This is a genomic window from Kitasatospora sp. NPDC056184 (assembly GCF_042268405.1).
Lineage (GTDB): Bacteria > Actinomycetota > Actinomycetes > Streptomycetales > Streptomycetaceae > Kitasatospora.
Genome location: NZ_JBHJUI010000021.1, coordinates 70,211 through 95,406, shown reverse-complemented (window position 1 = coordinate 95,406; position 25,196 = coordinate 70,211). Strand labels below are relative to the sequence as shown.

General features: G+C 74.0%; 19 protein-coding genes and 1 tRNA gene. 6 read left to right on the top strand and 14 right to left on the bottom strand.

Features of this window, described 5'->3' with window-relative positions; genetic code table 11:
• Positions 1-83: 83 nt before the first annotated feature.
• The gene (locus tag ACFC0B_RS31505) at positions 84-1,967 is read left to right on the top strand and encodes a dolichyl-phosphate-mannose--protein mannosyltransferase (protein ID WP_376093511.1); all 1,884 of its coding nucleotides are present in this window, start codon (positions 84-86) and stop codon (positions 1,965-1,967) included.
• Positions 1,968-2,142: 175 nt separating this feature from the next.
• Entirely contained in the window at positions 2,143-3,906 is a 1,764-nt protein-coding gene (locus ACFC0B_RS31500; RefSeq protein WP_376093508.1) for a penicillin-binding transpeptidase domain-containing protein, read from the top strand.
• An 18-nt stretch (positions 3,907-3,924) separates the two neighbouring features.
• On the opposite strand, the gene ACFC0B_RS31495 is transcribed toward ACFC0B_RS31500, so the two are convergent.
• From ACFC0B_RS31495 to ACFC0B_RS31475, 5 genes are all read right to left on the bottom strand, one after another.
• Positions 3,925-5,349 (bottom strand): glycosyltransferase 87 family protein, encoded by a 1,425-nt coding sequence (locus ACFC0B_RS31495; RefSeq protein ID WP_376093505.1) that lies wholly within the window; start codon positions 5,347-5,349, stop codon positions 3,925-3,927.
• 129 nt (positions 5,350-5,478) lie between these two features.
• The gene (locus ACFC0B_RS31490; RefSeq protein ID WP_376093502.1) at positions 5,479-6,966 is read right to left on the bottom strand and encodes an amino acid permease; all 1,488 of its coding nucleotides are present in this window, start codon (positions 6,964-6,966) and stop codon (positions 5,479-5,481) included.
• A gap of 246 nt (positions 6,967-7,212) precedes the next feature.
• Positions 7,213-8,673 (bottom strand): penicillin-binding transpeptidase domain-containing protein, encoded by a 1,461-nt coding sequence (locus ACFC0B_RS31485; protein ID WP_376093631.1) that lies wholly within the window; start codon positions 8,671-8,673, stop codon positions 7,213-7,215.
• 53 nt (positions 8,674-8,726) lie between these two features.
• On the bottom strand, positions 8,727-10,073 hold the full coding sequence (locus tag ACFC0B_RS31480; protein WP_376093499.1) for an FtsW/RodA/SpoVE family cell cycle protein: 1,347 nt from the start codon (positions 10,071-10,073) through the stop codon (positions 8,727-8,729).
• 180 nt (positions 10,074-10,253) lie between these two features.
• Positions 10,254-10,763: a DUF1269 domain-containing protein gene (locus ACFC0B_RS31475; RefSeq protein WP_376093496.1), complete on the bottom strand. Its 510-nt coding sequence runs from the start codon at positions 10,761-10,763 to the stop codon at positions 10,254-10,256.
• 287 nt (positions 10,764-11,050) lie between these two features.
• Between ACFC0B_RS31475 and ACFC0B_RS31470 the strand changes: the two genes are divergently transcribed.
• Positions 11,051-12,373, top strand: coding sequence for a VWA domain-containing protein (locus ACFC0B_RS31470; RefSeq protein WP_376093493.1), 1,323 nt, complete (start codon positions 11,051-11,053; stop codon positions 12,371-12,373).
• 2 nt (positions 12,374-12,375) lie between these two features.
• A complete protein-coding gene (locus ACFC0B_RS31465; protein WP_376093490.1) occupies positions 12,376-13,248 on the top strand; it encodes a peptidase in 873 nt (290 codons plus the stop codon).
• A 188-nt stretch (positions 13,249-13,436) separates the two neighbouring features.
• Here ACFC0B_RS31465 and ACFC0B_RS31460 read toward each other — a convergent pair.
• The 8 genes from ACFC0B_RS31460 to ACFC0B_RS31425 form a co-directional block, all read right to left on the bottom strand.
• Positions 13,437-13,510: transfer RNA gene (locus tag ACFC0B_RS31460), tRNA-Ala, on the bottom strand.
• Between the two features lie 112 nt (positions 13,511-13,622).
• A complete protein-coding gene (locus tag ACFC0B_RS31455) occupies positions 13,623-14,690 on the bottom strand; it encodes a hypothetical protein (protein ID WP_376093487.1) in 1,068 nt (355 codons plus the stop codon).
• A gap of 150 nt (positions 14,691-14,840) precedes the next feature.
• A complete protein-coding gene (locus ACFC0B_RS31450) occupies positions 14,841-15,467 on the bottom strand; it encodes a GNAT family N-acetyltransferase (protein ID WP_376093628.1) in 627 nt (208 codons plus the stop codon).
• A complete protein-coding gene (locus ACFC0B_RS31445) occupies positions 15,464-15,967 on the bottom strand; it encodes a molybdenum cofactor biosynthesis protein B (RefSeq protein ID WP_376093484.1) in 504 nt (167 codons plus the stop codon). The genes ACFC0B_RS31450 and ACFC0B_RS31445 overlap by 4 nt, the downstream gene beginning before the upstream one ends.
• A complete protein-coding gene (moaC, locus tag ACFC0B_RS31440) occupies positions 15,964-16,419 on the bottom strand; it encodes a cyclic pyranopterin monophosphate synthase MoaC (protein WP_376093625.1) in 456 nt (151 codons plus the stop codon). The genes ACFC0B_RS31445 and moaC overlap by 4 nt, the downstream gene beginning before the upstream one ends.
• Positions 16,420-16,606: 187 nt before the next feature.
• A complete protein-coding gene (glp, locus tag ACFC0B_RS31435) occupies positions 16,607-17,962 on the bottom strand; it encodes a gephyrin-like molybdotransferase Glp (protein ID WP_376093481.1) in 1,356 nt (451 codons plus the stop codon).
• 26 nt (positions 17,963-17,988) lie between these two features.
• Entirely contained in the window at positions 17,989-18,909 is a 921-nt protein-coding gene (gene galU, locus ACFC0B_RS31430) for a UTP--glucose-1-phosphate uridylyltransferase GalU (protein WP_376093478.1), read from the bottom strand.
• A 12-nt stretch (positions 18,910-18,921) separates the two neighbouring features.
• Entirely contained in the window at positions 18,922-19,881 is a 960-nt protein-coding gene (locus ACFC0B_RS31425; protein WP_376093475.1) for a GGDEF domain-containing protein, read from the bottom strand.
• 105 nt (positions 19,882-19,986) lie between these two features.
• Here ACFC0B_RS31425 and ACFC0B_RS31420 point away from each other — a divergent pair, with 105 nt between their 5' ends.
• Positions 19,987-20,562 (top strand): 5-formyltetrahydrofolate cyclo-ligase, encoded by a 576-nt coding sequence (locus ACFC0B_RS31420; protein ID WP_376093622.1) that lies wholly within the window; start codon positions 19,987-19,989, stop codon positions 20,560-20,562.
• Between the two features lie 70 nt (positions 20,563-20,632).
• On the opposite strand, the gene ACFC0B_RS31415 is transcribed toward ACFC0B_RS31420, so the two are convergent.
• Positions 20,633-23,362 carry a penicillin acylase family protein gene (locus ACFC0B_RS31415; protein ID WP_376093472.1) on the bottom strand — a complete coding sequence of 910 codons (2,730 nt, stop codon included), beginning with the start codon at positions 23,360-23,362 and terminating at the stop codon, positions 20,633-20,635.
• 289 nt (positions 23,363-23,651) lie between these two features.
• Here ACFC0B_RS31415 and ACFC0B_RS31410 point away from each other — a divergent pair, with 289 nt between their 5' ends.
• On the top strand, positions 23,652-25,142 hold the full coding sequence (locus ACFC0B_RS31410; RefSeq protein ID WP_376093469.1) for a potassium/proton antiporter: 1,491 nt from the start codon (positions 23,652-23,654) through the stop codon (positions 25,140-25,142).
• Positions 25,143-25,196: the final 54 nt, after the last annotated feature.

The following is a 25,196-nucleotide window of genomic DNA, read 5'->3' as shown; positions in this document are numbered from 1 at the left end:
GCCGCCGGGCGCTTTTGGTGACGATTCGGGCAGCTTCGGAGGGAGCCTCCGCAGGCTCACGATGCGCCCCTACGATGTGGCGGATGAACGGCGACACGGCGGCGCAGACGCCCACTGGTACAGACCGCACCGCGCGGGGTGACGTCGGCGTGCCGGTCCTGACGGACCAGTCGTCACCCGCCCTGCCCGGGCCCCGCGACCCGGACGGCGGCGACGGGGCCGTCGACCCCGACGGCGGCGACGACGGCGGGGGCCCGATACCCCCGCCGCCACCGCGCCCCACCTGGCTGCGCGGCCTGGCCCGCTTCGGCTACGCGCCGCCGCCGGCCGCCACCCTGGCCGAGCGCCTGGTCCCGCCGATGCCGGACGGCCCGGGCGTCACCCCGAAGCGGGTGCCGCCCTCGCCGCTGCTGCTCCGGCTCGGCCTGTCCCTGCCCGCACCGCTCTGGTCCTGGCTGGTCCGCTGGGCCGGCTGGCTCGGCCCGCTCGCGGTGGCGCTGTTCGCCGGCGCGCTGCGGTTCAGCGACCTCGGCTCGCCGAACGCGATCATCTTCGACGAGACGTACTACGCCAAGGACGCCTACGCGCTCTGGCACGGCGGCTACGAGATCAGCTGGCCGGACGGCGCCAACGAGCAGATCATGGCGGGCGACGCGGTCCCGTACCGGTCGAACCCGTCCTACGTGGTGCATCCGCCGGTCGGCAAGTGGATCATCGGCGCCGGCATCCAGCTGTTCGGGATGAACCCCTTCGGCTGGCGGTTCGCGGTGGCGCTGCTCGGCACCCTGTCGGTGCTGATGGTGGCCCGGATCGCCCGCCGGCTGTTCCGCTCGACCCTGCTGGGCTGCGTGGCCGGCCTGCTGCTCTCGGTGGACGGCCTGCACTTCGTGATGAGCCGGTCCGCGCTGCTGGACCTGGTGGTGATGTTCTGGATCCTCGCCGCCTTCGGCTGCCTGCTGCTGGACCGCGACCACACCCGGGCCCGGATCGCCGCCCGCCTCGCGGCGCACGGCGGCGGGCCTGACCCGGCGTTCGCCCGCCGGATGAACCTGGGCTGGCGCCCGTACCGGATCGCGGCCGGCGTCTGCGTCGGCCTGACCTGCGCCACCAAGTGGAGCGGCCTGTACGTGGCGGCCGCCTTCGGCCTGCTGACGGTGCTGTGGGACGCCGGCTCGCGCCGGCTCGCCGGAGCCGACCGCCCCTACCTGTGGACGCTGGTCCGCGACGCGGTGCCCGCCTTCGTCTCCGTCGTGGTGGTCCCGGCGGTCGTCTACGTGACCTCCTGGTGGGGCTGGTTCGCCAGCAGCACCGTGCCGAACCAGGGCGGCTACGGCCGCGACTGGGCGGTCGGCCGCTCCACCGACTACCCGTGGATCCCGGAGGGCCTGCGGGCGCTCTGGCACTACCACTCGACGGTCTACGACTTCCACACCCACCTGAGCGACCCGCACACCTACCAGTCCAACCCGTGGAGCTGGCTGGTCCTGGGCCGGCCGGTCTCCTTCTTCTACGAGTCCCCGAAGCAGGGGGCGGCGGGCTGCACGGTGAACGAGTGCGCCCGCGAGGTGCTGGGCATCGGCACCCCGCTGCTCTGGTGGACCGGCGTGATCGCCCTGGTCTACTGCCTGTGGCGGTGGGCGGCCCGGCGCGACTGGCGGGCCGGCGCGGTGCTCTGCGGCCTGGCCGCCGGCTACCTGCCCTGGTTCGCCTACCAGCAGCGGACGATCTTCCTCTTCTACGCGGTCTGCTTCGTGCCGTTCCTGGTGCTCGCCGTGACCATGCTGGTGGGCGCGCTGATCGGACCGGCCGGGGCCTCCCGGGACCGGCGGGTCATCGGCGCCGCGGCGGCCGGCCTGGTGGTCCTGCTGATCATGTGGAACTTCCTCTTCTTCCACCCCCTGTACACCGGCGAGACGATCCCGATGGAGGACTGGCGCCGGAGGATGTGGTTCAACACCTGGATCTGACCGCGGACGGAGAGTGGCGAAGGGTACCGGGGTGGTGCGCACCACGTACCAGAACCGTCACAAGACCGGCTCCCTTCGTCGGTGCACGGAGCCCGGCTGCCTAGGCTGGGCTCCGAACGCGCATCCGGCCAGCTCCGGCTGCGGCCGACCGCCTGACCCTTGGGGGCACATCACCATGCGCAATGGCGCGAAGACCGGCCTGATCACCGGCGTGGCCGTCGCCATGCTCGCCGCCGGCGGCTACGGGGCGTACAGCCTCGTCGGAGGCTCGGACGACAAGGACGAGCCCGCCGCCAAGAAGCAGCGCACGGTGGTCGCCGAGCCCCCGACCGCCGAGCAGGCCGCGGCCGGGGCCAAGGACTTCCTGGACGCCTGGGCGGCCGGCGACCTCGCCAAGGCGGCCTCGCTGACCGACGACCCGGCGACCGCGACCACCGCGCTGAGCGCGTTCCGCGACCAGGTGAAGCCGAGCGGGCTCACCCTGGCGTCGGCCGGCCCGGCCACCCCGGCGGCCTTCGCCTCGGCGACCGGCACCCCCTCCCCCGCCAAGAGCACGACCCCCGCCGCCACCCCGGGCGCCACCGACCCCGCCTCCGGCACGCCGTCCGCGGCGCCGTCCGCCGGCCCGGCCGGGGTGCTGATGGGCTTCAAGGCGCGCGCCGAGTTCGAGGGCACCAACCGGGTCTGGGACTACAACGGCTTCCTCAGCGTCGTGAAGATGAGCGACAACACCCCGGCCGTGCACTGGGCCCCGTCGGTGATCCACCCGCACCTGGCCCCCGGCGAGACGATCTCCGTCCAGCCGCTGCCCCCGATGGCGGGCAACGTGGTGGACCGCAACAACAAGGCGCTGAACAGCCCCTCGATCACCCCGCTGGTCGCCACCGTGCAGGCCAAGACCGCCAAGCTGCTCGCGGACCAGAACAAGGACCAGAGCGACAACGGCACCGGCGTGGTGATCACCAACGCCGCCGACCAGAACAGCGTGCCCGACCGGCTGTTCACCATCGTCGACCCGAAGCCCCCGAAGCCGTTCAAGCTGACCATCGACGCCACCCTGCAGGCCGCCGCCGAGAAGGCGATGACCGACCTGGGCGGCAAGAAGGGCTCGATCGTCGCCATCGAGCCGAGCACCGGCCAGATCCTGGCCTTCGCCAACGCGCCGGTCACCGGTCTGAACCGGGCCTTCCAGGGCCAGCTCGCCCCGGGTTCCACGCTGAAGATCCTCACCTCCACCGCCCTGCTGGAGGCCGGGGTCAACCCGGACACCCCGGTGCCCTGCCCGACCCTGAGCAGCAACCCGAAGAAGATCCCGAACTCGTTCCCCGACGCGTACCCGAACAACACGCTCCAGCAGGACTTCATGATCTCCTGCAACACGGCCTTCATCGACCAGGGCCTGACCAGCCTCAAGCCGGGCGCGCTGACCACCACGGCCAAGGACGTCTACGGCATCGGCCTGAACTGGCAGACCGGCCTGCCCAGCTTCGACGCCGTGGTGCCGGACGCCGGCACCAACAAGGACGAGCAGGCCATGCAGTCGATCGGCCAGGGCAAGGTCCAGATGAACCCGCTGGCCATCGCCTCGATCACGGCCACCGTGCAGAGCGGCAGCTTCAAGCAGCCGGTCCTGGTCGCCGAGCTGCCGCAGCAGAAGGCCGCCCGCGACATGACCCCCGACGTCGCCGGCAAGCTGCGCCAGATGATGGCCGCCACCGCCACCGGCGGCACCGCCAAGGACGTGATGGCCGGGATCTCCGACAACGCGGGCGCCAAGACCGGCTCCGCCGAGGCCACCGGCATCGCCACCACCAACAGCTGGTTCACCGCCTACCGGGGCAACCTCGCGATCGCCGCCGAGGTCGAGGGCGGCGGCCACGGCGTGGACGCCGCCGGTCCCGCCGTCGCCTCGATCATCAAGGCCGCCGGCAACCGCTGACGCCCCGCCGCGCCCGCCCTACCGCGCCGCGGGCAGGGCGGGCTCGGCGTGCGCCAGCAGGCAGGCCGACGGGACGGGCGGGCGGGCGCTCCACCGCCGGGCGGCCAGCCGGGGCCAGATCATCAGCACGGCCGGCAGCGCCAGGTAGCCGAACCGCCCGGCCGGCGCCAGCGTGAAGGCGATCGCCAGCCCCCCGGCCAGCAGGTCCGCGGCGGCGATCGCGGAGACCGGCGGCCGGGCCAGCAGCCAGACCGTCACCCCGAGGCCGCCGACGGTCAGCAGCACCAGCGAGGCGATGTGCCCGGTCGGGCCGAACCCCGCCAGCACCTTGCCGGGCAGCGGGCTGCCGGCCGGCGTCTGGATCGCGGCCAGCCCGAGCGGGAAGCGCACCACCTGCTCGCGCAGCTCGTCGGCCCGGGTCAGGGCGTACGGCACCATGACGGCGGAGGCCGCGCCGAGCGCGGTCAGCCCGGCCCGGGCGGCCGGCCGCCGGCCGTAGAGCCGCCAGAGCAGCAGGACGGCCACCGGCAGCGCCGGCCAGACCGTCCACTTCAGGGTCCCGGCCAGGGCCAGCACCAGCCCGGCGGCGATGGTCCGGTCCCGTTCGGCCAGCGCCATGGCCAGGCAGCAGAGCCCGATCAGCGGCAGGTCCACCCCGCCGCCGACCAGCGCCAGCGCGACCAGCGGCGAGGCGGTGAGCACGGCCAGCGGCAGCAGCGGCGCGCGGTCCCGGCTGGGCCGCAGCAGCCGCCAGCTCGCCAGCAGGCAGGCCACGAAGGCCAGCGCGAACCAGATCCGGGCGTCCCCGGCCAGCCGGGCGGCGGCGCTGCCCTCGCCGAGCAGGGTGTGCGGCACCCCGAACAGCGACATCGCGGGCAGGTACGGGTTGTAGTCGGTGACCACCGCCGGGTGCGCCAGGTACGGGCTGCCGGTGGTGAACAGCAGGTGCGCCGAGCGCTCGACCACCATCACCTCCGACTGGTGGCGGCCCTGCAGCACCAGCGCCACCAGCGGCACCAGGACGGCGCCCAGCAGGGCGACCGCCGCCCCGGCCCGGGCGGCGAGCCGGCGCGGCAGGACCACGCAGAGCAGCCCGGCGAGCAGGTAGGCGGGGGCGGCGAGGGTGCCCCACAGGCGCTGGTTGGGCAAGTCGGAGACGAGCGGGAAGCCGGCCGCCCACCCGGCGGCGACCAGGCAGCCGATCAGTTGGACGCCGCGGTGCGCGGCGAGGCCGGTCCGGTTCAGCCGATCGGGCGGGCCCGGCGGACCGCTCCCGCCGCGCTGGTGGGGGAACGGCCGGCGGGCCGGGCCGCCGCGCGGGCGTCCGCGCCGGAGCGGGGGGACGGCCGGGGGGACGGCCGGGGCGGGCGTCGTCGGGGTCGCGCCCCGGCCGGTGAAGCGGCCGCGCGGGCGGGAATGGCCGGACGTGCGGGTGCTCACCATGGTGGAAGGTTAGGGCCGGGGGCGGTGCGCTGTCGCCATGTCGGGAACGGGAGTGTCCGCCGACACGGAAGGGGCCGACGAGGGGTTCGGTCCTCCCCCGGCCTGCCCCGTCCGCGGCGCACCGCCGACTCAGCCGACCTTGCTCCCGGCCTCGGCCTGCCGGTCCGCCCGCTCCAGCTTGGAGTGCTTGATGCTGTAGCCGAAGTAGACCGCCACCGCGAGCGCCAGGGCGATCCCGCCCGCCTTGAAGGTGTCCGCGTGCAGGCCCTTGATCAGGTAGGCGCAGAAGCCGACGCTGACCAGTGGGACGACCGGGTAGCCCGGCACCTTGAAGCCGCGCGGCAGGTCGGGCTGGGTGCGGCGCAGCACGATCACGCCGATCGCCACGACCGAGAAGGCGATCAGGGTGCCCAGGCTGGTGATGTCGGCCAGGACGCGCAGCGGCACGAAGGCGGCCAGTGCGCCGACGCCGAGCCCGACCACGACGGTGTTCCAGACCGGGGTGCCGGTGCGCGGCGAGAGCTCCGCGAAGCGCTTGGGCAGCATGCCGTCGCGGCCCATCGAGTAGAGGATGCGGGTCTGGCCGTAGATGACCACCAGGGTGATCGAGAAGATCGAGACGATCGCGCCGATCGCGAAGAGCATGGCCGGCCAGCTCTGGCCGGTGATGTCCTGGAGGATCTGGGCGAGGCCGGCCTCCTGCCCCTCGAACTTCTGCCACGGCTGGGCGCCGACGCCGGCCAGGGCCACCAGGATGTACAGCAGGGTGACCACCACCAGCGAGATGAGGATCGCCATCGGCAGGGTGCGCCGGGGGTTCTTGACCTCCTCACCGGCCGTGGAGACGGCGTCCAGCCCGATGAAGGAGAAGAAGATGGTGGAGGCGGCGACCTGTACGCCGCCGATGCCCAGCGGCATGAACGGGGTCAGGTTGCCGGAGTGGAAGCCGGTCAGCCCGACGCAGATGAAGAGCAGCAGGATCAGCAGCTTGATGGCCACCATGGCCGTGTTGACCTTGACCGACTCGCTGACGCCGCGGATCAGCAGGAAGCAGACCATGGCGACCAGCAGCAGCGCCGGCAGGTTGAACCAGTGGGTGCTGTCCGGCGCGCCGGAGATCGCCTCGGGGATCTTGAAGCCGAAGGCCAGGTCGAAGAACTTGTTGAGGTACTCGGCCCAGCTGACCGCGATCGCGGAGGCCGATACGCCGTACTCCATCAGCAGGCAGATGCCGACGGCGAAGGCGACGCCCTCGCCGAGGGTGGCGTAGGCGTAGGAGTACGAGGACCCGGAGACCGGGATGGCCGAGGCCATCTCGGCGTAGCAGAGCGCGGTGAGGCCGGCGGTGACCGCGGCGATCACGAAGGACAGGATGACGGCCGGTCCGGCCGACGGCACCGCGCTGTTCAGCACGAAGAAGATGCCGGTGCCGATGGTGGCGCCGATGCCGATCGCGGACAGCTGCCAGAGCCCGATCGAGCGGCGCAGGTGGATGCCGGAACGTCCGCCCTCCTCGGGCGCACCGGCGGGAAGGCCGTCGCGGCCCTCGCTCTCGGCGATCAGGGTGATGACGGGCTTGCGCCTCAGAAGGCGGGCGCCGAGCGTGTTGCTGGCCAAGACGAGGGTCTTTCTGGGCGGGGAGGGTTGGAGCGGCTGGTCACTCGACGCGCCGAAGGGTGCCATCGGGGACCAACCGAACAAAGATGGGCAGTACCCCGCGAAAACACCAGTGTCGCAAACGAACAGTCACGGCGCGCGCATTGTACGAACCGTCGCACCGGCATGCACAAACCGGACACTTCGCAGACGGCGGATCCGCCGTCGACCGACTAACGCAGCAGGTCGGAGCCACCGGTAAGGGGCTCATCCGGACAGCACCGCCTGCATCACCGCACGGGCGACCGGGGCCGCGAGCCCGCCGCCCGTCACCTCGGTCGCGTCACTGTCCGCGATCACCACGGCGACCGCCACCGGCGGCACCGCGTCCGTGGCGGACGGCCCGGCCCAGGCGATGAACCAGGCGTACGGCGTCCCGCTGTTGTCCACCCCGTGCTGGGCGGTGCCGGTCTTCCCGCCGACCACCGCGCCGGGGATCCGGGCGGCGCGGCCGGTGCCCTTCTCCACCACGTCGGTCATCAGCCGCCGCACCTGCCCGGCGGTGTCCGGGCCCATCGCCCGCCGGTACACGGCGGGCCGCGCCGACTGCACGAGGGTGCCGTCGCTCCGGGTCAGTCCGTCCACGAGCTGTGGACGCATCACGGTGCCGCGGTTGGCCACCCCCGCCGCGACCATCGCCATTACCAGCGGGGTGGCCGCGGTGTCGAACTGGCCGATCGAGGAGAGCGCCAGCTGCGCCTCGTCCATCCGGGTGTCGAAGACCGAGCGGGCCGCCCGCACCGGGGTGTCCAGCCGGGGGTCGTTGAAGCCGAACGCCTCCGCCGCCGCGACCATCCGCTCCAGGCCGACCCGCACCCCGAGGTACCCGAGCACGCTGTTGCAGCTGAGCGTCATCGCGGTGGCCAGTGACAGGCCGGGCTCGTCGCAGGCCGGGGTGTCGTTGACCAGCGGCGTGGTGGTGCCGGGCAGGACGTAGGGGAAGGGCGCGTCGGTCGGCGCGTCGATGTCGGTGACCACGCCGCTCTCCAGCGCCGCCGCCGCGGTGACCACCTTGAAGGTCGAGCCGGGCGGGTAGGTCTGGCGCAGCGCCCGGTTGAGCATCGGCTGGTCGGGGTCGGCCCGCAGCCGGTTCCAGGCCTCCTGGTCCTCGGCGGAGGTGCCGGCGAAGCTCCCGGGGTCGTACGAGGGGGTGGAGGCCAGCGCCAGGATCCGCCCGGTGGCCGGCTCGATCGCCACGACCGCGCCCTGCTGCCCGCCGAGGCCGCGCACCGCCGCCTCCTGGGCGGCCCGGTCGATGGTGGTGCGGACGTCCCCGCCGGGGCTCCGCCGCCGGGCCACCGCGTCCCACACCGCCCGGTCCGACAGCCGGGGGTCGGTACCGGAGAGCAGCGCGTCCTCGGTGCCCTCCAGCTGGCTGTTGCCGTAGGTCTGCGAGGAGTGGCCGGTGACGGCGGCGAACAGCGGCCCGTCGGTGTAGGTGCGCTTGAAGTCGTACCGCCCGCCGGTGGCCTCGGAGCCGGTGACGGTGTCGGCGCCCACCCGGATGGCGCCGCGCGGCTGCGCGTACCGCTCGATGACCAGCCGCTGGTTGGCGCTGTTGTGGTTCAGGTCGTCGGCCCGGAACACCTGCACCCGGGTGGCCTGGGCGCAGAGCGCCACGATCAGCAGCAGGCAGAAGGTGCCGGCCCGGCGCCCGGTGACGGAGATCCCCGGCAGCCCCTGCGGTCCGTCGCCCGCCCGCTCGCCCCCGCGCCGCCGTCTCACCGCCGCTCCCCGGGGGCGGGCCGCCGGGCGAGATCGCTCATCCGCACCAGCAGCGCGACGATGATCCAGTTGGTCACCACCGAGGAGCCTCCCTGGGCCACGAACGGCAGGGTCGTCCCGGTCAGCGGGATGAGGTCCAGCACCCCGCCCGCCACCACGAACACCTGGAGGGCGACGAGCGCCGCCAGCCCGATCGCCAGCAGCCGCCCGAACGGGTCGCGCAGCGCGATCCCGGTCCGGAACCCGCGCGAGACCAGCAGCGCGTACAGCAGGAGCACGGCGAACAGCCCGGTCAGCCCGAGTTCCTCGCCGATGGTGGCGAGGATGAAGTCGGACTTGGCGGCGAAGCCGATCAGCGCCGAGTGCCCGTTGCCCAGCCCGGCGCCCAGCTCGCCGCCCCAGGCGAAGGCGAACAGCGACTGGGCGATCTGGTTGGCCCCGCGCCCCTCGGCGATCGAGCCGAGCGGGTCCAGCCAGTCGGTGACCCGGCTGTGCACGTGCGGCGAGAGCCACCCCACCCCCACCGCCGCCACGGCGGAGAGGATCAGCCCGACGGCGATCCAGCCGGTCCGCGCGGTGGCCACGTACAGCATCACCACGAACAGGCCGAAGAACAGCAGCGAGGTGCCGAGGTCGGTCTCCAGCACCAGCACCCCGACGAAGGCCGCCCAGATCATCAGGAGCGGCGCCAGCACCCGCCCGGGCGGCAGCCGCCGCGGTCCGCCGCGGCCGGGCCGCACCCGCCGCCCGGTGAGCGCCAGCGTGTTCCGGTGCACGGCCAGGTAGGCGGCGAAGAACACCGCCAGCAGGACCTTGGCGAACTCCCCCGGCTGGAACGAGAGCGGTCCGACGGTGATCCAGATCCGCGAGCCGTACACCGGCGGGAAGAAGATCGGCAGCACCAGCAGGACGAGCGCCGCCAGCGCGCCGATGTGGGCGTACCGCTGCAGCCGCTTGTGGTCCCGCAGCAGGAGCAGCACCAGGACGAACAGGCCCACCCCGAGGGCGGACCAGAGCAGTTGGGCGGGCGCCGCGTCGCCCGGGGTGGCCCGGTCCAGCCGGTAGATGACGACCAGTCCGACGCCGTTCAGCAGCAGCGCGATCGGCAGCAGCAGCGGGTCGGCGTACGGCGCCCTCCAGCGGACCGCGCCGTGCGCCGACAGCGCCAGCGCGGCGAGCGCGGCCCCGTACCCGGCCGCGTCGGCGGGCACCGTGCCGTCGATGGTCAGGCCCACCGCGGCGTAGCCGAGCACGGCGATCAGCACGGCGGCCAGGACGAGCAGGAGTTCGGTGGTGCGCCGGGTCGGTACGGTCCGGCGCGGTCGGCCGGCGGTTCTCGGCACGGCGGAGGGTGTCGCCACGGACCGTCCAGGAAGTCGGGGCTGCGGGGCACCGCCGGAGTGACGACCGGGGCGGACGGGCGGCGGGCCCGTCCGCCCCGGCGTGAGCGGCCGTTCCGGCGGGATCCGGGGGTCAGGCGGAAGTGGGTCGGACGGAGGGCGGGGTCGGGCGCGGGCCGGGGATCAGGCGACCGGGGCGATGTGCGCCCGGGAGGCCTCGACGGTGGCCTTCAGGTCGGCCTCGGCCTCGGCGGAGAGCGAGGTCTGGATGATCCGGCCGCCGTAGCGGGCCAGCGCCGGGACGACCTTGTCCGCCGTGGCCGTGCGGACCAGCAGGAACACCGCGGCCGTACCCGGCTGGAGGTGCTGCCCGACCTGGCGCATGAAGTCGTCGTCCACACCGATGTCGGTGGTGGCGCCGACCGCGGCCCCGGCGGCGCCGCCGACCGCCGCGCCGAGGAACGGCATGAAGAACAGCAGGCCGATCACCCCGCCCCAGACGGCGCCCGAGGCGGCCCCGGCCCCGGTGGTGCTGACCTGCTGGTGCAGCTTGATCTTCCCGTCCTCGCGGCGCTCGACGACGACCGCGTCCTCCAGCTCGATCAGCCGCTGCTTCTGCAGGCCGACCGCTTCGTCGCGCACCGCCCTGGCGGTGGCCAGATCCGGATAGGCGATCGCGAAGAGGTTGCTCACGTACGGGTCCTTCCCTCGAACGGACATGCCGACCGGGGCGGGTGCCGGCGCACCGGTGTCCTCGCCCCGCTCGTCACCCTAACGAGCAAATCCCTATCAATCGACTTTTCACCCGGTGTGTCCCGTATTGCCCGAGGTTCCGTCACCACCGGTCGCGCGACCGGCGCACCCCGGTGCACCCGGCCCCCGATCACCCACCGGCGTCCGCGAGTTCGCGCCGGAGTCGGCCCGTTCGCGCACCATCGCACGTTGGCCACGGGGAACTGATGATCCCTAGGATCGGGCGGGTGATGAATGGACGACGACCGAAGGCCAGGCTCGGCAGCCTGCTGGCCGCCCTGGCGATAACGGGCGGGGCGCTGCTCAGCGGCCTGCCCGCCCATGCCGACGAACCATCAGCCGGCGCGGCCGGCAAGGAGGCCCCCCGGGTCGACCTCGTGCTGGATGTCAGCGGCTCCATGCGCGAGGCCGACATCCAAGGCAAGAGCCGCATCGCGGTGGCCCAGCAGTCCCTGAACGACGTCATCGACGCCCTGCCGGCCGAGACCGAGTTCGGCATCCGGACGCTGGGCGCCAACTACCCGGGCGCCGACAAGGCCCAGGGCTGCCTGGACACCAAGCAGCTCTTCCCGGTCGGGAAGACCGACAAGACCGAGGCCAAGACCGCCGTCGCGACCCTGCGCCCGACCGGCTTCACCCCGATCGGCCTGGCGCTGCGCGGCGCCGCCCAGGACCTCGGCAAGGGCGAGACCACCCGCCGGGTGGTGCTGATCACCGACGGCGAGGACACCTGCACCCCGCCCGACCCGTGCGACGTCGCCCGCGAGCTCGCCTCCCAGGGCATCCACCTGGTGGTCGACACCCTGGGCCTGGCGCACGACGACAAGACCCGCCAGCAGCTGCTCTGCATCGCCAACGCCACCGGCGGCACCTACACCGACGTGCGCACCCAGGAGCAGCTCACCGAGAAGGTGAAGCAGCTGGTCGACCGGTCCAACGACACCTACGCGGTCGCCCCGGTCAAGACGGCCGGCACCGACACCTGCGCGACCGCGCCGGTCCTCGCCCCGGGCGTCTACAGCGACCGCGAGAAGTTCTCCGAGCACCGCGTCTACCGCGTCGCGGTCAAGGCCGGCCAGGAGCTGCGCGCCTCGGTCAGCGTCTCCCCGGACCGCGCGGTGGCCCGTGACTACGGCGTCCTGCTGCAGGCCACCAGCACCGCGGGCCAGGAGCTGGTCCGCGGCACCGACGCCGGCAGCGGCCGCACCGACGTGGTCTCCACCGGCCTGCGCTGGTCCGCCGACGGCTCCAAGGGCTACGCCACCGCCACCGCGACCGCCTCGGCCTCGCCGAGCGGCAAGCCGGAGACCACCGTCTGCCTGGTGGTCTCCAACTCGCTGGCCCCGCAGGCCGGCGTCGCGGCCGACCCCGGTCTGCCGCTGGAGCTGACGGTCGACCTGACCGCCGCCTCCCCCGCCCCGGACGGCCCGGCGATGGGCCTGGGCCGCGGCTGGATCCTGCTGCTCGTGCTGACCCTGGCCGGCCTGGTGACCGGTCTGCTGTTCGGCTGGATCGCGCGCTGGCGCATCGCTGTCTGGCAGGAGAACTGACCATGCGTACGACCTTCCTCCGCACCGCCGCGGCCGCGCTGGCCCTGCTCCCCGCGCTCGCCCTGACGGCCCCGGCCGCCACCGCCGCCTCGCCCTCGCCGAGCGCGAGCGGCACCCCGGCCCCGGCCAACAAGGCCGGCACCTCCTTCCTGACCGCCGTCAACCTGGCCCCCGGCCAGGACGCCTCGGTCGCCGTCTCCACCGGCGACTACCTGTACTGGGCGTTCGGCGCGGCCGAGGGCCAGACCGCCAAGGTGAACCTGACCGTCACCCTCGCCCCGTCCGCCGACCGGCACGGCCCGCAGACCTGGAGCGTCGAGCTGTTCGACGGCCTGCGCCGCCGCCAGGCCTGCACCGACGGCGTCCAGAACGCCACCGCCGAGCAGGCCACCGGCACGGTGACGCTCAGCTGCACCCTGCGCGAGGTCCGCTCCTGGGCCGAGCCGTGGTCCGGCGACCCGCTGCCGGGCAGCTACTACGTCCGGCTCTCGGTCCCCGACGCCCCGCAGCCCGACCTCGGCCTGGCCGCCTCGGTGCAGCTGCGCGTGGCCGCCAAGGGCGACGCCGACAACGCCCAGCCGGAGGGCGGCGAGCTCAAGGCCCCGCTGGTCCCGCCGGCCGGCGGCGGCGCCGCGACCGCCAAGGCGGCGGCCCCCGAGGAGCCCGAGGAGCACTGGTACACCGGCTGGTTCTCCGGCTGGAACAGCCGCTGGTTCTGGACCCTGGCCGGCGGCGTCCTGGCCGCCCTGGCGGGCGTCGCGGGCTACACCCTCACCCGGCACCCGCGCGGCCGCCGTCCGGCCCGCTACGGCGCCGTCCCGCCGCAGTCCGGCGCCCCGCAGCCCGACCCGTACGCGGGCTCCGGCCGGCCCTGACCCGTCCGACCCCGAGGGCCGGCCCGGAGCGTGCTCCGGACCGGCCCTCGGCCGTTCCCGCACGTGATCCGCCCCACACGCCCCGCGAAGCGCCCCCGTACCGCCCCGGCTGACCCCCCGTCGGCCGACGCACCCCCACAACGCGAAAGTCCCGCCCGATCAACCGATCGGGCGGGACTTCCGTTGGGTGGAGCTGAGGGGATTCGAACCCCTGACCCCCTCGATGCGAACGAGGTGCGCTACCGGACTGCGCCACAGCCCCAACGAGAAGAAACTCTAGCACCTTTCGGAGGGGGTCCGTGACCACCCTCCTGGTGGGGACCCCGGGGGCGGCCCCGGAAAGCGGCGAGGCCCCCGGGGAGGGGGCCTCGAAGCTACTCGTTGGCGGCGCGGGGCCGGGGTTCCGGAGCGGGTGGCTCGGCGTACTGGTCGAAGAGCGGGGTGCGCCGCGACTCGGCCGGGCGCCCGGCGGTCCAGGTGCCGGGGGCCGACAGGTCGAGACCGCGGTTGACCCGGGGGGCCACCGGGGCCGTCACGTAGGTCGGCAGCGGGACGGGCACCGGCTCCCAGGAGTCCGGGCCGGCCGCGCCGCGCTCCCGCATGCCATCGACCCATTCCTCGTGCTCGGTGGCCTCCGCCACCGCGGAGGCGGAGGAGGAGGCGGCGGAGGCGGAGGCGGTGCCCCCGGAGGCCGCCCGGGCCGCGTCGGCCTCGGTGGCGAGCCGCAGGTGCGGCCGGCCGCGCCCGGCGGGCGCCCCGGCCGCCGGCTCGGTGGGGGCCGGGGCGGGCGCGGGCTCGGCGGCGGCCTTCTCCCGGCCGGCCTCGGCGCGCTGCTTCTCGCGCTTGCGCAGCCGCTCGGCGGCCTGGGCGGCGCGTGCCCGGTCCAGCTTCACCGCGTACCGCTGGCGCTCCAGCCGGCGCAGGTGGCCGATGTAGAGGGTGAGCAGGACGGCCGGGAGCGCGGGCACCCAGAGGAAGGCCAGGCCGGCCACCGCCGCGACCACCGCGCCCAGCGCGAAGGCCAGGAAGAGGGCGGTGACCATCCGACGACGGCGGGCCAGCAGCCTCGCCCGGCGCTCGGAGCCGCCGCCCGCGGGTCCCGGCCGCGCCTCGGCCCGGACGGCCGGGCGGGGGGCCGCCGGCGCGTCCGCGGGGCCGCCCGGCGCCGCCCCGGGGCCGCCGGGGGCGGGGTCGTCGGAGGCGGCCCCGTCCCGCTCGGGAGGGCCGTCCTCGGTCTGCTCGTCGTCACGCGGTTCGTCACCCAGGGCCCGGGACGCCCGCCGCTCCAGCGCCGAACGCCCGGCCAGCAGGCGGATGGCGGTGCTGAAGCGTTCCGTCGGGCGCGCCTCGTTGAGCTCGTCCTGCCTGCGGAGCCACATCGGCACCAGATAGGCGGCCCAGGCCCCTACGATGACGGCGTAGATAAGGCCGCTACTGCTCACGATTCACACCGTACGGGCGTGGAGGAAGGGCCGGTAGCAATTTGGTGCGGCGTGTCGTGTGATCAAGCTGATTCTCCGACTATTTTGCCGCTATTTGTGCCCGTCCGTCGCCACGCCGATGCCATATCGATATTTTATTCGAACATGCATTCAATTTCTCGGACGGCGGCCCGAGCTGAGGGAGCGCCAGCGTTCCAGCATCCCCTCGGGCACCTCCTCCGAGGTGAGCGCGAACACCAGGTGGTCCCGCCAGTCGCCGTCGATGTGCAGATAGCGCGGCCGCATTCCCTCCGAGCGGAAGCCGAGCTTTTCCACCACCCGCCGGCTCGGGCCGTTCTCCGGCCGGATGCACACCTCGATCCGGTGCAGGCCCAGGGTGGCGAAACAGTGGTCCACCGAGAGGGCCACCGCGGTCGGCATGATGCCCCGTCCGGCCACCCCCTCGTCGATCCAGTACCCGACGTTGGCCGAGCACATCGAGCCCCAGGTGATCCCGCCGACGGTCAACTGCCCGACCAGGCGGCCCCGGTACAGCACCACGAAGGGCAGCATCCGGCCCGCCGAGGCCTCGCCGCGCAGGTAGCGCACCATCTGCCGGTAGGTCGGGCGCGGGCCCGCCGCGAGGCCCGCCGGGCCGGGCGGCACGGTGGCCTCCCAGCGCCGCAGCCAGTCGCGGTTGCGGCGGCTGACCTCCTGCCACTCGCGCTGGTCGCGGGCCCGGATCGGGCGCAGCACGACGTCCCCCTCGTGGAGTTCTACCGGCCAGCCGGCGTTCAGTGCGCGCTCCCGGAAGCTGGTGCGTCGGGCCGGGGGTGGTCCCCGCCTCCGAGCTGGTCGACGGCGTGGGCGAGCAGCGGGGCCAGCACGGCCAGGCCGTCCCTGACGCCGCCGGTGGAGCCCGGCAGGTTGACGACCAGGGTACGTCCGGCGGTGCCGGCCAGCCCGCGGGAGAGCGCGGCGGCGGGCACCTTCTCCCGCCCGTACGCGCGGATCGCCTCGGGGATGCCGGGGATCTCCCGCTCCAGGACCCGGGCGGTCATCTCGGGGGTGAGGTCGGTCGGCGAGACCCCGGTGCCGCCGGTGGTCAGCACCACGTCGTAGCCGGCCGCCACGGCCTCGCGCAGCACCGCCTCGACCGGTTCGCCGTCCGGGACGACCCGCGGGCCGTCGACCGTGAAGCCCATCGCCCGCAGGCCCTCGGCCAGCAGCGGGCCGCCCTTGTCGGCGTAGACCCCGGCCGAGGCGCGGTTGGAGACGGTGACCGCGAGCGCCCTCATGCCGGGGACCCGGGGGCGGTCGCCGCCGGGGCGGTCCAGTCGCCGCTCCTGCCGCCGGTCTTGGCGAGCACCCGGACGGACTCGACGGCGGCGCCCTTGTCGACCGCCTTGACCATGTCGATCACGGTCAGCCCGGCCACCGCCACGGCGGTCAGCGCCTCCATCTCGACGCCCGTCCGGTCCGCGGTCCGCACGGTGGCGGTGATCTCCACCGCGTCGTCGGCGACGGTCAGCTCGACCTTGACGCCGGAGAGCGCGATCGGGTGGCAGAGCGGGATCAGCTCGGGGGTCCTCTTGGCGCCCATGATCCCGGCGATCCGGGCCACGGCCAGCGCGTCGCCCTTGGGCAGGCCCTCGCCGCGCAGCAGCTCCACCACCCGCGGGGAGACCGTGACCCGGCCGGCCGCGACGGCGGTCCGGGCCGTCACGGCCTTCTCGGATACGTCGACCATCCGGGCCGCGCCCTGCTCGTCGACGTGGGTGAGGCGGTCGCCGGGGGGCGAGGTGGTCACGGGTGGCTCCAGGGGCGCGCAGGTCGAATACCGCGCTACCGTACCCCCCGGTCCGGCCCGGGCGTGGGACGGGCCGCGTCGGTGGGACGGCCCGCCCCGGACGGGAGTTCGTCCGGGCGGCCGCCGCTCAGCCGCCGAGCAGCACCACGTCCACCTCGCTGCCGGCGGGCAGCTCGGTGACGTCCTCGGGCACGGTGATCAGGCAGTCCGCCCGGGCCAGCGCGCCGACCAGGTGCGAGCCCGCGCCGCCGACCGGCTCGACCAGGCCGTCCCGCGCGGAGTACCGGCCGCGCAGGAACTGCCGGCGCCCGGCCGGCGAGCGCAGCGCCACCGGGCAGTGCGCCCGGACCACCGGGCGGTGGACGTCCTCGGCGCCGAGCATCGCGCGGATCACCGGGCGGACGAACAGCTCGAAGGAGATGTACGCGCTGACCGGGTTGCCGGGCAGCGCCATCAGCGGCACGCCCGCCCCCGGACCGATCCGGCCGAAGCCCTGCGGCTTGCCGGGCTGCATCCGCAGCCGCCGGAAGTCGACCCCGCCGTACTCGGCGAAGACCTCCTTGACCACGTCGTACGCGCCGACGCTGACGCCGCCGCTGGTGACGATCAGGTCGGCCCGGCCGAGCTGGTCCTCCAGCACCGCGCGCAGCCGGGCCGCGTCGTCGGGGACGCCGCCGACCCGGTAGGCGATCGCGCCGGCGTCCAGGGCGGCGGCGGTGAGGGTGAAGCTGTTGGAGTCGGTGATCCGTCCGGGGCCGACCGGCTCGCCGGGCTGGACCAGCTCGCTGCCGGTGGAGAGCACCACGACCCGCGGGCGCGGGCGGACGGTGGCGGTGGCCCGGCCGATCGCGGCGAGCAGGCCGAGCTGGGCGGGGCCGAGCCTGGTGCCGGCGGTCAGCACCCGGGTGCCGGCGGCGACGTCGCTGCCGCGGCGGCGGATGTGGGCGCCCTCGGCGACCGGGCGCAGCACCCGGACCTCCTCGCCCTCGACCGCGGCGGTCATCGCGTCGGCGGGGCGGCCGGTGCCGGTGCCGCCGTCGGTCCACTCGACCGGGGCGACGGCCTGGGCGCCGGGCGGGACGGGCGCGCCGGTCATGATCCGGGCGGCCTGGCCGGGGCCCACCGCGGGGAGGTCGTCGGCGCCGGCGGCGATGTCGCCGACCACCGCGAGCACGGACGGGTAGGCGGTGCCGGCGCCGACGGTGTCGGCGGTGCGCAGCGCGTAGCCGTCCATCGAGCTGTTGTCGAAGGGCGGCAGGTCCCCCTCGGCGAGGACGTCCTCGGCCAGCCGGCAGCCCTGCGCGTCGAGCAGCTGGAGCTCGATCGCGGGCAGCGGGCCGACGGCGGCCAGGACGTCGGCGAGGTGCTCGTCCACGGTCCACAGACCGTCCGGACGGGCGCCGGGACGGGCGGCCGCGACCGGGTCCGCGGAGTCGTCGCAGCAGGCTGCGGGGGTGGTACCGCTCTCCGCGGACCCGGTCATCGGCGCACTCGCTCTCTGTCGGTGTGTCAGTCCTGCAGCTCGGAGGCGACGAACTCGCGCAGCCAGCCGCGGAAGTCCGGGCCGAGGTCCTCGCGCTCGGAGGCCAGCCGGACGATGGCGCGCAGGTAGTCCGCGCGGTCGCCGGTGTCGTAGCGGCGGCCCTTGAACAGCACGCCGTGGACCTGGCCGCCGGTGTCGGCGGGGCGGTTGGTCAGCTCGCGCAGGGCGTCGGTGAGCTGGATCTCGCCGCCGCGGCCCGGCTCGGTCTCGCGCAGCACGTCGAAGACCGACGGGTCGAGCACGTAGCGGCCGATGACGGCGTAGTTCGACGGGGCCTCCGCGGTGTCCGGCTTCTCGACCAGGTCGGTCACCTGGAAGACGTCCTCGCCGAAGCCGTTCGGCTTGACGGCGGCGCAGCCGTACAGGTGGATCTGGGAGGGGTCGACCTCCATCAGGGCGACGACCGAGCCGCCGAGCTCCTGCTGGACCTCGATCATGCGGGACAGCAGCGGGTCGCGCGGGTCGATCAGGTCGTCGCCGAGGAGGACGGCGAAGGGCTGGCCGGCGACGTGCTGCTCGGCGACCGAGACGGCGTGGCCGAGGCCCTTCGGGTCGCCCTGGCGGACGTAGTGCATGTTGGCGAGGTCGACGGACTCGCGGACCCGGCGCAGGCGGTCCTGGTCGCCCTTGCGGGCGAGCAGCTCCTCCAGCTCGTAGGCGCGGTCGAAGTGGTCCTCCAGCGCGCGCTTGTTGCGGCCGGTGACCATCAGTATGTCGGACAGGCCGGCCGAGGCCGCCTCCTCGACGACGTACTGGATCGCCGGCTTGTCGACGACGGGCAGCATCTCCTTCGGAGTCGCCTTGGTGGCCGGCAGGAATCGGGTACCCAGACCGGCCGCGGGGACCACTGCCTTGGTGACCGGGGTACGGGAGTTCGTCGTCGTCATGCGTTTACCTTACTAAGGCACGTATTTCGCCTGACCGGGCGCACTTGACCGATGCTTGGGCAGCACGTCGCCGGACCCGGCCGAGATGGCAGGCATAGGGGACGTGGCGGGCGGGGTGAGGGGGTCCCCTCCGACACAGGGCGACAGACTACCCGGCTTTTCCGAACGGTCACGGTCGGCAGCGGAGCCGCCCGCCGACCGCGCGGGAACACCTGCGGGGGCGGCCCTCGGACCGTCCTCGGGAACGGCCGCGGAACCGGCCGGGCGCCAGCAGTCGCCGCCGGCCGCGCGGGCCGCCGCGAGGGCCCGGTCGGCGGCCCGCAGCAGCAGCGCGGCGTGCGCGCCGTCCTCGGGCAGCACGGCCAGGCCGGCCGCGGCGGTGAGCCCGTTGCCGTACGGGCGCCGGCCCTCCCGGTCCCCGGAGGACCAGTCCAGCAGCAGGTGGCGGCGGACCGACCAGACCAGCCGGTCGGCGACCTGGGCCGCGCCCTCGGCGCCGGTGTCCGGCAGCACCACCAGGAACTCCTCCCCGCTGTACCGGCCGAGGGTGTCGGAGCGGCGGATCTCCATGCCGAGCCGCTGGGCGAGGTCGCGCAGCACCGTCCCGGCCCGGGCCCGGCCGTGCTCGGCGACCACCGCGTCGAACCCGCTGATCTCCAGCAGCAGGACGGCCAGCGGGCGCGGCCCGTCCTGCTGCTCGTGCTGCTCGGCCCGGCGGGCCCGGTCGATCTCCCGGTCCAGGGTGAGCTGGAGGTGCCGGTAGTTCCAGACGCCGGTGACCGGGTCGCAGGAGGCGGTGCGCTCCAGCTCGGCGCAGCGGGACTCCAGCCCGGCGAGGCGCTCGCGCAGGGCGGACTCGCGCCGCTGCGCACGGGCCGCGCCGAGCCGCAGTCGGCAGCCGAGGGCGGCGGCACCGGCCAGCGCGGGGGCGCTCAGCACGGCCAGGGCCTGGACCAGCAGCGGGGTGGACATCGGGGGGGCGCCTTCCGCGTGTCAGGCTCTGGGCGTCCCGTTCGCACGGGCGTCGGGGATCCAGAGCGGTCGAGGTCGAGCGGTGGAGGAGCGGTGGACGATCCCATGCACAACGAGAAGAGCGCCCTGAGGACACGGCTGCTGTCCGAGCGGCGGGCGCTGTCCGCCGAGGACCGGGAGCGGGCGGCCGAGGCGCTGGCCGGGCACGCCGGGGAGCTGGCGGCCGCGGGGGGCACGGTGGCGGCGTACGTCTCGGTGGGCGCCGAGCCGGGCACCCGTCCGCTGCTGGACGCGCTGCGGGCGCGCGGGGTGCGGGTGCTGCTGCCGGTGCTGCTGCCGGACAACGACCTGGACTGGGCCCCGTACGCGGGCCCGCGGTCGCTGGCCCCGGCCGGGCGCGGGCTGCTGGAGCCGGTCGGCGACCGGCTCGGGCCGCAGGCGGTGACCGAGGCGGGCCTGGTGCTGCTGCCGGGGCTGGCGGTGGACGCCCGGGGCCTGCGGCTGGGGCGCGGCGGGGGCTCGTACGACCGGGTGCTGGCCCGGCTGGAGCGGTCCGGGGCGCGGCCGGTGCTGGCGGTGCTGCTGTACGAGCACGAGCTGCTGGAGCGGGTGCCGGCGGAGCCGCACGACCGGCCGGTGGACCTCGCACTGACCCCCTCGGGCGCCCACCGGCTGGGGTGAGGGCCCGGGGCGGACGCCGACGGCCCCGCGCCCGGGTGTCCGGGGGCGGGGCCGTCGGGGCCGGGCGGCGTCAGCCGTTGGTCAGCGTCAGCTTGTGCCTGGTCGCCTTCTCGACCGCGTCCGGCGAGGAGGCCCAGGTCAGCAGCTTGCCCTTGAGCCAGAGGTCGGTCTGGTCGTTGTAGTTCTCGTGGAAGGCGTGGCCCGAGGCGCCGCCGACGTTGATCCAGCGGGAGGCGTCGAGGTCGTTCAGGTCGATCACCATCCGCATCGACGGGATCCAGTCGACCTGGTACCCGGCGGCCGCGTTCCAGCCCGCCGCGTCGACCGCCGCCGAACCGCCGGAGAGGCGGTACGGGCCGCGGTTGAGCAGCTTGCGGACGGCGCCCGAGGCGATCGAGGAGTCGTCCGAGCCGATGGTGCGCTCGCGCAGCTCCAGCTTGTGCAGCCGGCCCCAGCTCCAGGTGGTGATGTCCTTGGTGAGCAGCGAGGTGAGCTCCTGGCGGGCGTTGGTCATCGCCTCGCGCAGCAGGTTGTCCAGGCCCTTCTGTTCCTTGTGCTGGGAGTCGATGTACGTCCACCAGCTGCTGTCGGGCTTCTCCAGCTGCTGCCGGACCACCTCGTTCCAGCGGTCGCCGCCGTCCGGCTGCGCCCGGCCCGGGTCGCGGGTGCCGCACTCGGTGACGATCCGCGACTTGCTGTCCGGCTTGGTCGGGTCGGCCTGCTCGCGGACCAGCAGGCAGTTGTCCTCGGCCCGCAGGTCGGCCGGGAACTTCTGGCCGAAGGCGAGGGTGAGCAGCTGGCGCCAGACGCCGTTGTAGTAGGCGGCGGCGGCCGAGTCGGCGTCCTGGTGGTAGTTCCAGTCCTTCAGCAGGTCCTGGGCCTCGCGCACGTAGGGGTCGTCGATCTGGACCTTGAGCAGCATCGGGACCAGCGTCTTGGCCAGGATGCTGGTGTTGTCGAGCTGCATCTCCTGCATGTCGTCCGGCGAGATCTTGCCGTTGTTCTTCAGCCGGGCCTCGATCTGGTCGGTGATCTCCTTGGCCCGGGTGCCGTACTCCCAGTCGCGGGTCAGGTCGTACTTGTACGAGGAGTCGACCACGGCCTGGTTGGCGGTGACGATGTAGCCGCTGGTGGGGTTGAGGCTCCACGGCAGGGCGCTGAACGGGACCGGGTCCTTCTTCCACTGGTAGGCGGAGTCCCAGCCCGGCGCCGGGAAGCGACCGTCGCCCTTGCCGCGCACCGGGATGTACCCGGGGGCCTGGTAGCCGATGTTCTTGGCGTCGGCGTAGATGAGGTTCTGGGCCGGGACGGCGAAGTCCGCGGCGGCCTTCTGGAAGTCCTCCCAGCCCTTGGCGCGGTCGAGCGCGAAGACCGCGTCCATGGTCTTGCCCGGGATCAGCGCGGTCCACTGCAGGGCGACGCCGTAGCCGCCGGTGCCGCGGTCCGGGGCGGAGTCGCCGTTGGGCGCGTACTTGCCGACGTTCTGCTGCTCGGCGCTCGGGTCGGAGATCAGCGGGGCGCCGGTCCTCGTGGTGCGCACGGTGATGGTGCGGTCCTCGCCGCCGGCGACCTTGATGGTCTCCTTGCGGAGCTCGAACTTCTCCTCCTTGCCGTCCACCAGGTAGGTCTCGGGGCCGGTCACCTTCTCCAGGAAGAGGTCGGTGACGTCGGCGCCGAGGTTGGTGAGGCCCCAGGCGATGTCCTTGTTGTGGCCGATGACCACACCGGGCATGCCGGCGAAGGTGAAGCCGGAGACGTCGTACTGGCAGGCCGGCGAGGCGGTCCGGCAGTGCAGGCCCATCTGGTACCAGACCGAGGGCAGGCCGGGGCCGAGGTGCGGGTCGTTGGCCAGCAGCGGCTTGCCGGTGGTGGTGTGGCTGCCGGCGACCACCCAGGAGTTGGAGCCGATGCCCTGGCCGTTGCGGCCGAGCATCTCGGGCAGCGCGTCGATCCGGTCGGTGACGTCCTTGAGCAGCGCCTTGGTGGCGGCGGCGCCCTGGGCGGTCCCGGTGCCGGAGGCCGGGCCGGTGCCGCCCGCCGGGGCGGAGCCGTCGGCCGGCTTGTAGGCGGTGCCGTTGACGGTGCCGGTCTTCACGATTGTGCCGTTGCGGGCGTACGGGTAGTCCGGGTACAGCTCGTCGATCTTCTCCCGGCTGAAGTCCTGGGCGAGGAGCGAGCGGTCGATCTCCTCCTGGAGGTTCCCGGAGAGGTCCCAGGCCATCGCCTTGAGCCAGGCCACCGAGTCGACCGGGGTCCACTGCTCCGGCTTGTAGTCGCCGTTGACGACGCCGAGCAGGCTGTACTCCAGCGAGGCGGAGGAGCCGCCCGGGTGCTCGGCGAGCCAGGCGTTGACGCCGTCCGCGTACGCCTGGAGGTACTTCTTGGTGTCGGCGCTCAGGACGGTGTCGAACTCCTTCTGCGCGATCTGGCGCCAGCCCATGGTGCGGATCATGGAGTCGGTGTCGACCTGGCCGTCGCCGAACATCTCGGAGAGCCGGCCCGCGGTGATGTGCCGCCGGACGTCCATCTCCCAGAAGCGGTCCTGGGCCTGGACGTAGCCCTGGGCGCGGAAGAGGTCCTCGGAGGTGTCGGCGTAGAGCTGCGGGATGCCGTTGGCGTCGCGCTTGACGTCGACCGGCGCGCTCAGGCCCGCCAGCTTGATGCTGCCGTCGACCTCCGGGAAGGACGCACGGACCGCGGCCACCCCCCGGTAGCCGCCGTAGCCGGCGCCGGCCACCAGCAGGACGACCAGCACGATCACGATCAGACGGGCGCGCCGGAACTTCTTGGAGCGGGGCATCTGGGTCCTTGCGGTCCTCACTGGGGGGCGGGCGGACATGTCAAGAGCACGGAGCAGTGACAGGGCACCACATTAGGCCGCCCCGGCTGGCGGCCGTGCACGGGGGACGCTCACGGTGGGATCGGAGGGGCTGGAGCCGCGAGGTGAGGCGCCGGTGACAAGCGAACTTAAAGATATGGCAAAATGTTAGACTGAGTAACGATCCGCAAGGGGAGTAATCGGTGCGTGACGCCGTCGCCCCTGTCGGTACCCCGTCCGCCGCCCGCTGCCACGCCCGAGGTGCCCCTGCGTGAATGTCGACCACCTGAACCAGCTGCTCCTCGAGTTCTCCGTGATCCTGCTGGTCGCGGTGGTCGCCGTGCGGGTGTCCACGAAATCGGGCCTGCCCAGTCTGCTGATCTACCTCGGCATCGGCGTGGCGCTCGGCCAGAACGGCCTGGGCATCTCGTTCAACAACGCCGAGCTCACCCAGGTCCTCGGGTACGCGGCGCTGGTGGTGATCCTGGCCGAGGGCGGCCTCAAGACCAACTGGCGCGAGGCCAGACCCGTGATGCCCGCGGCCACGGTGCTGGCCACCGTCGGCGTCGGGATCAGCGTCGCCGTCACCGCGGCCGGCGCGCACTACCTGGTCGGCCTGGACTGGCGGACCTCCCTGCTGCTCGGCGCGATCGTCTCCTCCACCGACGCCGCGGCCGTCTTCTCGGTGCTGCGGACGGTGCCGCTGCCCCGCCGGCTGACCGGCCTGCTGGAGGCCGAGTCCGGCTTCAACGACGCGCCCGTGGTCATCCTGGTCGTCTCCTTCGCCACCGTCGGCGCGCACGACTCCTGGTACGTCCTGCTCGCCACGATCGCCGCCGAGCTGGCGGTCGGCCTGGCCATCGGCCTGCTGGTCGGCAAGCTGGGCGCGTTCGGCGTCAAGCACGTCGCGCTGCCCTCCTCCGGCCTCTACCCGATCGCCGTCATGGCGCTCACCGTGCTCGCCTACGCCGGCGGCGCGCTGCTGCACGGCTCCGGCTTCCTCGCCGTCTACGTCAGCGCGGTGGTGCTCGGCAACGCCAAGCTGCCGCACGGCCCCGCCGTGCGCGGCTTCGCCGACGGCCTGGCCTGGATCGGGCAGATCGGCATGTTCGTGCTGCTCGGCCTGCTCTGCACCCCCGAGTCGATGGGCTCGGCCGTGGTGCCCGCCCTGGTGATCGGCGCGGTGCTGGTCTTCCTCGCCCGGCCGCTCTCGGTGGTGCTGACCCTCACGCCGTTCCGGCTGCCGGCCCGCGAGCAGGCCCTGCTCAGCTGGGCCGGGCTGCGCGGGGCGGTGCCCATCGTGCTGGCCACCATCCCGCTGGTCTCCGGCGCACCGCTGGCGCAGGACGTCTTCAACATCGTCTTCATCCTGGTCGTGGTCTTCACCCTGCTCCAGGGCCCGACCCTGCCCTGGGTCGCCAAGGCCCTGCGGATCGGCGAGGGCTCGATGGGCCAGGACCTCGACATCGAGTCCGCGCCGCTGGAGAAGCTGCACGGGCACCTGCTGTCGGTCGCGCTGGCGCCGGATTCGAAGATGTCCGGCGTGGAGATCGGCGAGCTGCGGCTGCCGGCCGGCGCGGCGGTGACCCTGGTGGTGCGCGAGGGGAACAGCTTCGTGCCGGACAAGACCACCGTGCTGCGCGGCGGGGACGAGCTGCTGGTGGTGACCACGGACGAGGTCGGCGAGGCGGCCGAGCGACGGCTGCGGGCCGTGGACAAGGGCGGCAAGCTCGCCGACTGGCTGAACGGGCGCGGCGGCTGAGGGCCGGCGACTGACGGCTGACGAATGGCGGCCGGCGGCCGCACCGGGTGTTCA